6 protein-coding genes are annotated in these 12,629 nt (G+C 59.5%); 3 read left to right on the top strand and 3 right to left on the bottom strand.

The features are described 5' to 3' along the window. The first annotated feature begins 76 nt into the window (after positions 1-76). A complete protein-coding gene (locus tag NMA52_RS02690) occupies positions 77-1,792 on the top strand; it encodes a RagB/SusD family nutrient uptake outer membrane protein (RefSeq protein ID WP_254826094.1) in 1,716 nt (571 codons plus the stop codon). Positions 1,793-2,287: 495 nt separating this feature from the next. Here NMA52_RS02690 and NMA52_RS02685 read toward each other — a convergent pair whose 3' ends face one another. From NMA52_RS02685 to NMA52_RS02675, 3 genes are all read right to left on the bottom strand, one after another. Next, positions 2,288-4,780, bottom strand: a complete 2,493-nt coding sequence (locus NMA52_RS02685) for a ribonucleoside-diphosphate reductase subunit alpha (protein ID WP_254826093.1) — start codon at positions 4,778-4,780, stop codon at positions 2,288-2,290. A gap of 132 nt (positions 4,781-4,912) precedes the next feature. Then, entirely contained in the window at positions 4,913-5,890 is a 978-nt protein-coding gene (locus NMA52_RS02680; protein ID WP_254826092.1) for a ribonucleotide-diphosphate reductase subunit beta, read from the bottom strand. 693 nt (positions 5,891-6,583) lie between these two features. After that, the gene (locus tag NMA52_RS02675; protein WP_254826091.1) at positions 6,584-9,136 is read right to left on the bottom strand and encodes an HYR domain-containing protein; all 2,553 of its coding nucleotides are present in this window, start codon (positions 9,134-9,136) and stop codon (positions 6,584-6,586) included. A 744-nt stretch (positions 9,137-9,880) separates the two neighbouring features. Here NMA52_RS02675 and NMA52_RS02670 point away from each other — a divergent pair. Together NMA52_RS02670 and NMA52_RS02665 are read left to right on the top strand one after the other, a co-directional pair. Beyond that, positions 9,881-11,014 carry a serine hydrolase gene (locus tag NMA52_RS02670; RefSeq protein WP_254826090.1) on the top strand — a complete coding sequence of 378 codons (1,134 nt, stop codon included), beginning with the start codon at positions 9,881-9,883 and terminating at the stop codon, positions 11,012-11,014. A gap of 119 nt (positions 11,015-11,133) precedes the next feature. Then, positions 11,134-12,627, top strand: coding sequence for a hypothetical protein (locus NMA52_RS02665; protein WP_254826089.1), 1,494 nt, complete (start codon positions 11,134-11,136; stop codon positions 12,625-12,627). The last annotated feature ends 2 nt before the right edge of the window (positions 12,628-12,629 follow it).

Below are 12,629 nucleotides of genomic sequence, written 5' to 3'. Positions count from 1 at the left end.
GCCCCGACGCCCGCCATAATCTAACCACGATATAAACGCATATAAAATGAATAGTTTCCGCGTAATAATTCCGCTAGTGGCGCTAGCCCTAGGCTTATGGAACTGTAGTGAGGAGTTCCTGGAACGGACGCCCCAGGGGCAGATCAGTACCGCCTCTACCCAAACCCCCGACGGTGTGGAGAGTCTGCTCATCGGCGCCTACGCCATGGTCGACGGTACCGGACTCGACGGCCAGGCCGCCTGGAATAACGACATCACCAATTGGGTTTTCGGCGGCATCACCTCCGACGACGGCCTCAAGGGCACCGACGCCGGCGACCAACCCGAGCAGTCCTTTCTGGAGCGCTACGAATTCAACTCCTTCAATGGTCACATCCGTAATAAGTGGCGCGGCCTGTATAAGGGGGTAGCCCGCACCAACGACGTCATTACTACCGCCCGTAACGTGGAGGGACTCACGGAGGAACGTCGCGCCCAGATCATCGCCGAAGCCCGCTTCCTGCGGGGTCTCTTCCACTTCGAAGCTCAGAAGATGTGGCGCTTCCCTATCTACGTCGGCGACGATGTCTACAACATCAACGACGTGGAATCCACGAAGGTCCCCAACGGCGGCAAGATCTGGGACAAGATCGAGGCCGACTTTATGGCCGCCGCCGACGTACTGCCTGATGACCAACAGCAGGTCGGCCGTCCTACCAGTTTCGCCGCCAAGGCCTTTCTGGCCAAGGCCAAGATGTACCAGGGCTGGGATATCGATAACGGCACTGCCAATACCGCGAAGCTCCAGGAAGCAAAACCCCTACTGGAAGAGATCATCAACAGCGGTCGCTACCAACTCGCGCCCCGGTTTTCCCATAACTTCCTCGTGGAAACCCGTAACAACGAGGAGTCCATCTGGGAAGTCCAGTACGCCGTAAGCAGCGCCACCGGTGATGCCGCTACCCAGGGCGTCGGACTGGCCCACCCCTACATCGCTCCCTGGGGATGCTGCGGATTTTACCAGGCCTCGCAGAACCTCGTCAACGCCTTCCGGACCGACAATGACGGGCTGCCCCTCCTGAACTCCTTCGACGACGAGGATGTCACCTACGAAACGGAATACACCGAGCCGCTGGATCCTCGGCTGGACCACACCGTCGGACGTCCCGGTATCCTGTACAAGAACTTCCAGATCCACCAGACCGACTTCATTCGCGACCTGTCTTACGCCGGACCCTTCTCTTCCATGAAGCACGTCGCGGAGCCGGAAGGCTTCGGGGTGACCGGCTGGGGCAACCTTTCCGCCAATAACTACCGCATCATGCGCTACGGCATGGTCCTGCTGTGGCTGGCGGAGGTCGAGGTGGAACTCGGCAACCTGGAGCGGGCCCGCGAGCTGGTCAACCAGATCCGGGAACGGGCCGGCAACGAGGAAGACTTTGTGCCGAAGGTTGTTCAGGGGGAAAACAGCCGCCAGGAGTACTCCTTCGTACCCGACCAGGTGGCCGCCAACTACCGCGTAGATACCTACGACGACCCCTGGACCGATCAGGCCATGGCGCGAGACGCCGTCCGCTTCGAGAGTCGTCTGGAGTTCGCTCTGGAGGGCCACCGCTTCTTCGACTTGCAGCGCTGGGGCGTACAGTCGGAAGTCCTCAACGCTTACCTCGACAGCGAGGAGGAGCACCGCGTCTACCTCCGCGGCGTCACCTTCGACGCCCCCCAGGATCAGTACTTCCCCATCCCCACGGAAGCCATCGACCGCTCCATCCTGGAAGGACAGGCGACGATCACCCAGGATCCGAATTACTAGTCCTTACACTTATTATTCCTCCTGACTTCAGCGGGCGGGGCTTGTTCAGCAAGCCTCGCCCGCTGATTGTTTATACAGGTGAGGAATGCAGCTGAATCACTAAATTGGGGGTAGGACGCTATGTACTACCTATTGATCATTCTTTGCTGGCTATGCTTATTCTTCAGTGGTTGCTCCGGAGAACCGACCGCGCACCCGTTGACCCAAGCGGAACGGCTGTTTCGGCTTCGCCTTGATTCGATCGCGTATTCCTACGGGAGAATGCAGCTTCCGGATGCGTTGGAGGCAGCGCGGCGATTACGACCCAGTATGGAAGACCTGGCTATTCGGCCCGATCTACGGGCTTATACATGACGCAATAACCCCTTGCTCCCGCGTCCCCGCCCCCTTCCCACCAAAAGACCCGCGACGAACAATCGACGCGGGTCTCGTGAATGTGGGGTTAACAAACTCAGTAGCCGGTGAACTCGGGCGCTTCACCGGCCGCTCGTGGGTTTAGGCCGAGCAGGCAATACAGTCCGGGTCGTCCAGACTGCACGCCTTGCCCACTTCGGCGGTCTGGGCGGCGCTGAGGTCTTCGAAGCCGGCGGCTCCCGTCGCGACGGCCTTAGCCGCGCGGTTGTCCTTCACTTCCGGTACGGAACCGGTAGCGGCCGGCGGCGTGGTGCGGTTCCCCTGCTTCACCTGTCCGTCGCCGTCGTCGCTCTGCTTGATGAGCTGGTCCTTGTCGACGGTGAACTTAATGGCGTCGCGGGCGGCCTTGGTGCGTAGGTAGTACATCCCCGTCTTGAGGCCCTTCTGCCAGGCGTAGAAGTGCATGCTGGAGAGCTTACCGAAGTTGACGTTCTCTACGAAGAGGTTCATCGACTGGCTCTGGCACACGAAGGCACCGCGGTCGGCCGCCATGTCGATGACGATCTTCTGGCTGATCTCCCAGACGGTCTTGTACAGATCGCGCAGGTGCTGCGGTACGTCGTCGAACTCCTGGATCGAGCCGTTGCTCTGCATCAGGCGGTTACGCATCTGGTTATTCCACAGGCCTAGACCGATCAGGTCCTTGAGCAGGTGCTGATTGATGACCACGAACTCGCCAGAGAGGGTACGCCGGGTGTACATGTTGGAGCTGTAGGGCTCGAAGCACTCGTTGTTGCCGAGGATCTGGCTGGTCGAAGCCGTCGGCATCGGAGCCACCAGGAGGCTGTTGCGCATACCGTACTTGGCCAGGTCTTCCTTGAGGCCGGCCCAGTCCCAGCGGTCGGAGGGGGTCACGCCCCAGAGATCGAACTGCAGCTGGCCCTTGCTGGCCGGGGAGCCCGGGTAGCTTTGGTAGTGACCGTGCGCCTTCGCCAGGGCGATGGATTCGGTACAGGCCGCGAAGTAGATCGCCTCGAAGATGTCCTTGTTCAGCTGACGGGCCTCGTCGCTGTCGAAGGGCATACGCAGCATGATGAAGGCATCGGCCAGGCCCTGCACGCCAAGTCCGATCGGACGGTGACGCATATTGGAGTTGCGGGCCTGCTCGATCGGGTAGTAGTTCCGGTCGATAACCTTGTTCAGGTTACGGGTAACGACGCGGGTGATGTCGTACAGCTTCTGGAAGTCGTACTCCCGCGTCTGTTCGTTCACGTACTTGGGCAGGGCCAGACTGGCGAGGTTACACACGGCGACTTCGTCGGCACTGGTGTACTCCATGATCTCGGTACAGAGGTTGGAGCTGCGGATGGTGCCGAGGTTCTGCTGGTTGCTCTTACGGTTAGCGGCGTCCTTATAGAGGATGTAGGGCGTGCCGGTTTCGATCTGGCTGTCCAGTACGGCGAACCACAGGTCCTGGGCCTTCACCACCTTGCGGGCGCGGCCTTCCTGTTCGTACTGATGGTAGAGGGCCTCGAACTCGCCGCTGTGGGCGTCGAACAGCCCGGGGGCTTCGTTGGGATCGAAGAGGCTCCAGTCGCCGTTCTCCTTCACGCGTTGCATGAAAAGGTCGTTGACCCACAGCGCGTAGAAGAGGTCGCGGGCGCGCATTTCCTCCTTACCGTGGTTCTTCTTCAGGTCGAGAAATTCGAAGATGTCGGCGTGCCAGGGCTCCAGGTAGACGGCGAAGGCACCTTTACGCTTACCGCCGCCCTGGTCCACGTAGCGGGCCGTATCGTTGAAGACCTTCAGCATCGGCACGATGCCGTTGGAAGTGCCGCCGGTGCCCTTGATGTAGCTGCCCGTGGCCCGGATGTTGTGGATGCTCAGTCCGATGCCGCCGGCACTCTGGCTAATGCGGGCGCAGCGCCGCAGGGTCTCGAAGATGCCCTCGATCGAGTCGTCGGTCATGCTCAGCAGGAAGCAGGAGCTCATCTGCGGCTTGGGCGTGCCGGAGTTGAACAGGGTCGGCGTAGCGTGAATGAACCACTTTTCGCTCATCAGCTGGTAGGTCTCGATGGCGGCGTCGATATCGTCCTGGTGAATGCCGACGGCCACGCGCATGAGCATGTGCTGGGGGCGTTCCACGACGGCTCCGTCCCGGCGCATCAGGTAGCTGCGCTCTAGCGTCTTGTAACCAAAGTAGTCGAATTCAAAGTCGCGGTCGTAAATGATCGCGGCGTCGAGCTTCTGTTTGTTTGCTTCGATGACGGCCATGGTGTCGTCGCCGATCAGGCCGGCCGGCTCGCCGGTCTTGGGGTCCACGTAGTTGTACAGTCCCTCCATGGTGGCGCTGAACGACTTATCGGTCTCCTTATGTAAGTTAGAGATGGCGATGCGGGCGGCCAGTTGGGCGTAGTCGGGGTGGACGGTCGACATCGACGCGGCGGTTTCCGCGGCCAGGTTGTCGAGCTCTACGGTGGTGACGCCGTCGTACAGCCCCTGGATAACCTTCTTACTGACATCGATATGGTCGACGAAGGTTTCGTCCAGCCCGTAACAGAGCTTCTTGATGCGGGCGGTGATCTTGTCGAAGGAGACGTCCTCGCGGGCGCCGGATCTTTTTATTACTTGCATGAGTGGGCATTGGAAGCGACGACTTTAGTCGTCGGGCTGTTTATGAGTTGAGATAAAAGGCGGGGACGCTCTCGGCTTTTGCCCCGGCCCCCCGGCCCCCAAAGGGGGGAGAGGGGCCAGGGCCAGTTAGATCTAAAAGTCCTCGTCCAGCGTGAACACCTGCTTGTCGCGCTCCGAGGTCACGCCGGCCTTCTGGTACTCCCCTACCCGCTTTTCGAAGAAGTTGGTCTTTCCCTGCAGGTTGATCATATCCATCCAGGGGAAGGGGTTTTCGGCATTCCACACCTTAGCCTGACCGAGTTCGACGAGCAGGCGGTCGGCCACGAATTCGATGTACTGACACATCATGTCGGCGTTCATGCCGATGAGGTTGACGGGCAGGGAGTCGCTCACGAACTCCTTCTCGATCTCCACGGCGTCCTTGATGATCTTGGTTACCATGCCCTCCTCCAGCTTATTGACGATGTGGTCGTTGTAGAGCAGACAGGCGAAGTCGCAGTGCATGCCTTCATCGCGGCTGATGAGTTCGTTGCTGAAGGTCAATCCGGGCATCAGGCCGCGCTTCTTGAGCCAGAAGATGGAGCAGAAGGAGCCGCTGAAGAAAATGCCCTCCACGGCGGCGAAGGCGACGATGCGCTCGGCAAAGCTGCCGTTGTCGATCCAGCGCAGGGCCCATTCGGCCTTCTTCTGCACGCAGGGCATGGTTTCGATCGCGTTGAATAAGTGGTTTTTCTCGGCCGCGTCGCTGATGTAGGTGTCGATCAGCAGACTGTAGGTCTCGGAGTGGATATTCTCCATCATGATCTGGAAACCGTAGAAGAACTTGGCTTCCGTATACTGCACCTCGGCCACGAAATTCTCGGCCAGGTTCTCGTTCACGATGCCGTCCGAAGCGGCAAAGAAGGCCAGGACGTGCTTGATGAAGTAGCGCTCGTTGTCGTTGAGCTTATTGTTCCAGTCGTTGAGGTCGGCGCTCAGGTCGATCTCCTCGGCGGTCCAGAAACAGGCCTCATTGTCTTTATAGTAACGCCAGATGTCGTCGTGCTGGATGGGAAAGAGGACGAAGCGGTTGGGGTTTTCAACCAGGATGGGCTCGAGATTGGCGGTCATGGCAAGTTAGTTGTGCGGCAGCTCCGAAAGCAGTCGGGCTACTGCGGTTAGGTTATGGTAGCGTGACGGTGGCCCGTTCCCCCTCCGGCGTGGAAAGGGGAATAAGCGGTAACAACCGTACGTTTTTTGTGGTCAGTTAACTAAGGCGGCACCCAATCAGCGGGGCGCCGCCTTAGCCTAAGTGGTATCAGCAAGCCGGAGCTCCGGGGTCTAGCAACCAATTTGTTGTTTTCCCCCGTATAAGTGCCAAGATAGGGGCGCTGTTGGGTGATTCTAAAGTCAATTTATCCACAGTGTGTGGAAAACGTTTGTTAAGTAACTAATTACCAGATAATTAACATCTTTAGCCGATTTATCCACATTGTGGAAAACACGAACGCATATGTGGAAAACCCATGTGCTTATCCACATATTTCGGTGGAAAACAAGTATTTGCGGGGACGCGGGTGCTATGTTATGGTGGAAAAGCTACAATTTTTGGGTTTTAAACCGCACCGATTCCCCCCTCCCGGATTGCTACCATTGTCCGTAACCCCCGTGAAGCTCAGTGGGCTACGTCCGGACCGCTGCTTCAACCATTCCACCGCGCACCAACGGACCGGTAACCAGAATAATAAAAAACGCCCCGACCGGCAGGTGCCGATCGGGGCGCGTCACGGATCGCTTCCTTCCGGAAACAATCCGTCGGAGCAATTACCGCTGAATCAACAGCCGGCGGGTGACCCCTTCTCCGTCCGCGGCGAGACGCAGCGAGTACACACCCGTAGCGAACGCACCGGAAGTCAGGTCCAGTTCGACGCGGGCCTGACCGGCGGGTACGGAACGGACCATTACCACGCGGCCCAGCGGGCTGTAAACGGTGAGCAGCGCATCCATGGCTACCGGACGGAACGCGATGGTTACGCGATCCGAGGCCGGATTCGGGAACACATCCACCTGCTCGATGCGGGGGGCGGTCTCCACCGCTACCGTCGTCGTAGCCGGGGTGGCGTTCATTGACTTACCGGAGCCCTTCATTCCGTGGATCACGATGCTTCCGCCACCGATCGTGGTCGTTTCGTAGCCCGTGTCGTCCTTACCCATCTGGTTGTCGTAGACTACGGCATCGGACGCCATATCCCAGATCTTGATGCGGAACTTGTCGTCGTTGTCCTTCCCGTCGCCATCGACGCCGGTCAGCATGAAGCCATAGTGGCCACCACCGTTGATCTCTCCGGTACCCTTGAACTTAAGTTTAGTGCCCGAGACCACGAGCCACTCGTAGTCAGTACTCTTAAACTTGAACTTCGCGGCGTTAAGCTGGAAGGTAGTGTTTCCTTCGGGTACCGACTGTCCCTTCTTGTACTTAGCGACAAAGCCGAAGTTAGCCTTGGCCTCCAGAGCAGGATCGGCCACGTAGGCACCGGCGGGCGACCAAATCCAGCCACCACCGGTCACGAAGCCGGCACTAGGATCGTAAATGACCACGTAGGTGGAACTGAGCAGGGAGTGGCTGTTTCCACTTCCGTCGGTGACCGTCACCTGCACGTTGTACACGCCGGGCTGAGCGTAGACGTGGGCGCCACCGACGGCGTTGACCGCCTGATCGATGGTACCGGCCGAAGTCGTGCCGTCTCCCCAGTCGACCGTAGCCGCGTGGTCTTCCTTATCGCAGTCATCGGTAAAGAAGGCGTTGACGTGCGATTCGGCACCCAGCATCTGGGGATCGGCCATCAGGTTGATGTTCGCTACCACCGGAGCGGTGGCGTCGAAGACGGTCACCGTCTGCACCTGGCTGCTGCTGTTGCCGCTGGCGTCGGTGTAGGTCCAGGTTACGGTATGGTCGCCCAGGGTCGTATAGCTGGTCGGGTCGGTGGTCGTGGCCGTAATGACGCCGCCGCAGTTGTCGGTGGCCGTGGGGGCCGTCACCGAAGCACTGCATTCGCCGCTGACCGACGCCAGCGTAGCCACGTCGGGCGTCGGGGCGGTGGCGTCGTAGACGGTCACCGTCTGTACCTGACTGCTGCTGTTGCCGCTGGCGTCGGTGTAGGTCCAGGTCACGGTATGGTCGCCCAGGATCGTGTAGCTGGTCGGGTCGGTGGTCGTGGCCGTAATGACGCCGCCGCAGTTGTCGGTGGCCGTGGGGGCCGTCACCGAAGCGCTGCATTCGCCGCTGACCGAAGCCAGCGTAGCTACGTCAGGCGTCGGGGCGGTGGCGTCGTACACCGTTACCGTTTGCACCTGGCTGCTGCTGTTGCCGCTATCGTCGGTGTAGGTCCAGGTCACGGTATGGTCACCCAGGGTCGTGTAGCTGGTCGGGTCGGTAGTCGTGGCCACGACGGCCCCGCTGCAGGCATCGGTCGCGGTAGGCGGCGTGACCGTGACGGTGCATTGTCCTTTTACCGCGGACAGGGAAGAGACATCCGGGACCGGAGCTTCGTTGTCCGGCGTGCCCGCGCCCTGGAAGGATCCGCCGGGCATCGACAGTCCACCCTGAATGGAACACGGGAAGTCGGCATCCACGACCCGTACCAGGGTGGCGTTGCTCGTTCCGTAGGGAGCGGTTACGTTGACGATAGTGGTGATCTGACCGCTGCGGTAGCTGAAGGGTCCGTAGGGCACGTTAGCTCCGTTAACGTCGAAGACGAGGGAGAACTTTCCGTCACCGGTAATGCTGGCGCAGGAGCCGTGGTTGACGGTGATGGCTACCGGAATGCTGTCGTCGGTCGCATCGCAGCTGGTACCGTTGTCGCTCGGCGTGCCGGTAGTGTTGCTGATGCTACTGACGGGGCAGCTGGAGCAGGTGGGCGGCGGCGGCGGCGTGAAGCTGCCGTTGCCGGTTGGGAGATTATAAAGCGGAGCCCAACATGCATTCGTTGAGTAAGCCTGTACATTCAGCGTACCGGGGATGAAGGGGGTAGTCACAATCGCGTAACTGGATCGGGTGTACCAACTCTGGTGGGGCGACGCAACGGAGAAAACGTTCGCGCTCCGCGTAGCCGCACTACCGCTGTACGATGCCTGAATGGGGTAGTTCACGCCATTGATGCGGACGCCGGAGTTCGCAAATCCGCACTGGTTGTTCCCGTGGTACGACTGCATGAACCAGGTCAGCGTCCCGTCCTGGTTCTGGTTGACGCGGATCTCCCACGTGTGGGCGAAGGAGGGCAGCGCAAGGAGCACGAAGAGGAGGAGTAAGCCGACGCTGCGTACCACCCGGGCCGGCGGCTGCCAGCGGTGGCGGGAAGAGGAGTAAATCTTAAGCATACGAAAAGGAATTAAGGGTGAGTGAAGTGTGGGCAAAGCGCTGCCGTTCGGCTTGCGCGCCGGCCCGAGGAAAATGAATAGTGTAGTGGGAGGAAGACCGAGTTGTTACCGGTGGCTAGCCAGTACAGCTAGACACGGGCATCCGGTTACGGCAGTCCCGGTGACCCGCGCAAACGGGTCGATCTGGTGGTGTAAGTCATTGAGGGTAAATGTGTTATGGATAGGCATGCGGGAGCAACCTGACGCATGCGTCAGTCGGAACGCCCACAAGGGGAAGGGAGAACAGCTGGTGGTCGGGGGGGGCTATCGGTTGCGACTGAACCGTTCTATGTCCGAACGATGGAGACCCCGGCGGCCCTGGTAACGGGCGCGTAACGTAATGTTTGTCATAGTGTAATAAGGTGAGGGCTTTCGCTACAAAAGAGCGCTAGCCACAGTATAAAGCCTCTAACATGATCTTAACTACAACTAATGTACCCACATTACCCTTTCCGTACCCTATTTTTTCTCAATATTTTTAAATTTTGTGTATTCCGCCCCTATTTCAGGGGATAAACGGCTTAATTACAGTTACGTACCTTCGGGAGATTGTAGCCCGGACGCCCTTCCCCACCCAGCAGATTTTCGCCTATGGGCTTGTTTATCAATTCATTGTCTTAGCGTGCAGCGATTCCGAACCACGGCGATTCCGTTGGGTGTGCCTCCCGCTGGATCATCTCCCCTCCGTCCGGCTATCTTCACGGCATGAAGCCGTACTTGATTGCTCTTTTCCTAATTCTCAGCACCTGCGTCCGCGCCCAGTACTATCCTACGCCGACCGACTGGGCGGAACGCCCCGCAACGCAAGCCGGCTTCGACGGGCCTGCCCTGGATTCCGCGGTCAGCTTCGCCCGCACCCATGAATACTCCGGCGCGCGCGACCTTCGGTTGGCCATCCTGGAGTCGTTCCGTCGGGAACCCGGCCACACCCTGCGCGGCCCCACCAAGGAGCGCGGCGGACCCGCCGGAATGATCCTCAAGGATGGTTACGTAGTAGCCCGGTGGGGCGATACCGAGCGGGTGGATATGACCTTCAGCGTCACGAAGAGCTACCTCTCAACCACCGCCGGCCTAGCCCTCGATGACGGTCTCATCGAATCGGTAACCGATACGGTGGCCCGCTACGTTTGGGACGGCACCTACTCGGGCGATCACAATAGCGGCATTACCTGGGAACATCTGCTGCACCAGACGTCGGACTGGTCCGGCAGCCTGTTCGGTATACCGGACTGGACGGACCGGCCCGACCCCGCAAGCACCTACGACCACTGGAAAAACCGCGAACTGCACGCGCCCGGAACCCACTATAAGTACAACGACGTGCGGGTTAACGTACTGGCCTACTCCCTGCTCCAGGTCTGGCGGAAACCCCTTCCACAAGTCCTTAAGGAACGCATCATGGATCCCATCGGCGCCTCCCCGACCTGGCGCTGGCACGGCTACGACGACAGTTGGGTCGATCTGGATGGCCTGCGTATGCAGTCGGTCAGCGGCGGCGGCCACCACGGCGGCGGCTTATTCATCAACACTCAGGACCACGCCCGGCTCGGACTCCTCTTCGCCCGTCGCGGAAAGTGGAACGACCGCCAATTGATTTCCGAACGCTGGGTGGATATGGTACGCACCCCTACGCCGGCCAACGCCAGCTACGGGTACATGTGGTGGCTCAACGCCGGTGAGCGCGCCTGGGAAGGGGTGCCGGATCACGTCTACTACGCCGCCGGCTTCGGGGGTAATTTCATTGTGGTGGATGAAGAACGCGACCTGGTCATCGTTACCCGCTGGCTGGAACCCGGCGAGATCGGGGAATTTGTTCGGCTGGTGTACGCCGCCCTCTGACTAAGGATTTGCTGGGCACGGGTTATTTATTAAGGTTTATTGGATGTGTGTATGCGTGTAATAACGCGTATATTATGGGGCTAAGCCCCCACATTACTCATTCCTTAATACACCGTGCCATGAGACACGTATGCCTTCTAATACTATCTGCCGTCCTGTGCAGCGGTTTCCTCAGCGCCCAGGAAGAGGCGCCCCCCGGCCCGCTTTACTACCAAATCACGAAGCTCCATCATTCCGGTGGCAACCTGATGGACGTTGAAACCAGACAAATGCTCCCCTACTTTCAGGCCCGGATCAATGAGGGTAGTCAGGTGTGGCACGGTCTTTACCGCCTTGAGTCGCCCACCGGCCGTCAGGCGGATTTCGATTACGTATCGGTCGACATATTCACCAACCTCACCGATATGAACCTTCCGGCCGCGGGACAGAATATGATCATCGATAGCATATTCCCCCACGCCACGCCACAAGAATTCTGGGCCAGGGTGGAGGAGGTTTCCACGGTACAGAGCGTGGAGACGTTCATGTCCGTAGGCGGACTGCCCGCCGGGGTAGGCGTACCCGCCCAGGGCGAGCCGCAGCTGATCGCCGTGAACTACATGCGGGTACTTCCCGGCATGGAAGCCGAGTACCTCGCCATGGAGAACGATATGTTCAGGCCCATTATGGAGATCCACCGCGGCGCGGAGAATATGCAAAACTGGACGGTCTTCCAGCGGGTGCTGCCCGACGGGACGGATTTCGGTGCCAATTTCGCCACCGTGGATGCCTTTACCGACTGGGCGCAGATGGAGGCCTACGAACAGAACTTCTTCGCCGCCGCGGAGAAAGCCCACCCCAACCGCGACTTTAGCCAGATCGCCGAGCGACTGGTCGAACTGCGGGAACTCCGGCGCAAGGAGGTCTGGAAACTGGTATCCGAAGCTACTCCCGCCGCCACCGAAGAGATCACTTACCGGGTCGTGAAGGAAGGAACCGGTCCCAAACCCCTCCGGGGGCAGGAGGTGACCTGGTCGGGAAAGGTGATGAACGCCGACGGAGAAACCCTCTTCGCCACCAGTAACCTCAGCGACAACTGGCAGTGGTGCGTGGGCTGCGACCCTTACCTCCCCATTTGGAACGAAGCCGTCATGATGGTAGGTGAGGGAGGAATCGTAGAGACCACGGTCCCCGTCTCCCGACAGTCCTACGACGAACGCCGCTCCAACGGCGGGAGTGTCGCGGTCCAGCGACTCACCGTGCACAAGGTCGGGCCACCGGTAAACTACGGTCACGACAAGCTCCGCGAAATGCTGGGTGAGCACGGACTGGAAGCGACCAAGCAGTGGTACGCCGGCCTGAAACGGGACAATCCCGAAGGCTACGTCTTCCGGGAAATGCAAATGAACAACCTGGGGTACCAACTGATGGCGGAGGGCAAGAAGGAGGAAGCTATTTACGTCCTTGACCTTAACTGCAAGAACTATCCGGACTCGTTCAACACCTACGACAGCCTCGCCGACGCCTACAGCAATGCCGGTGATGACTATCACGCCAAGCAGAACTTCGAGATGGCCCTGCAGAAGAATCCGGAATCGTCCTTCACCGCGGAAAAGTTGTCCAAATTAAAGTGAGT

Origin of the sequence: Lewinella sp. JB7, assembly GCF_024297185.1 — a bacterium.
Lineage (GTDB): Bacteria > Bacteroidota > Bacteroidia > Chitinophagales > Saprospiraceae > Neolewinella.
Note: the sequence above shows the minus strand (reverse complement) of the source record. Positions and strands in the feature narration are given on the sequence as shown.

Bases quoted from the DNA above. Each gene is read 5' to 3' on its own strand.
- NMA52_RS02685 (WP_254826093.1), bottom strand. From the start codon at position 4,780: ATGCAAGTAATAAAAAGATCCGGCGCCCGCGAGGACGTCTCCTTCGAC.
- NMA52_RS02680 (WP_254826092.1), bottom strand. From the start codon at position 5,890: ATGACCGCCAATCTCGAGCCCATCCTGGTTGAAAACCCCAACCGCTTC.
- NMA52_RS02675 (WP_254826091.1), bottom strand. From the start codon at position 9,136: ATGCTTAAGATTTACTCCTCTTCCCGCCACCGCTGGCAGCCGCCGGCC.
- NMA52_RS02670 (WP_254826090.1), top strand. From the start codon at position 9,881: ATGAAGCCGTACTTGATTGCTCTTTTCCTAATTCTCAGCACCTGCGTC.
- NMA52_RS02665 (WP_254826089.1), top strand. From the start codon at position 11,134: ATGAGACACGTATGCCTTCTAATACTATCTGCCGTCCTGTGCAGCGGT.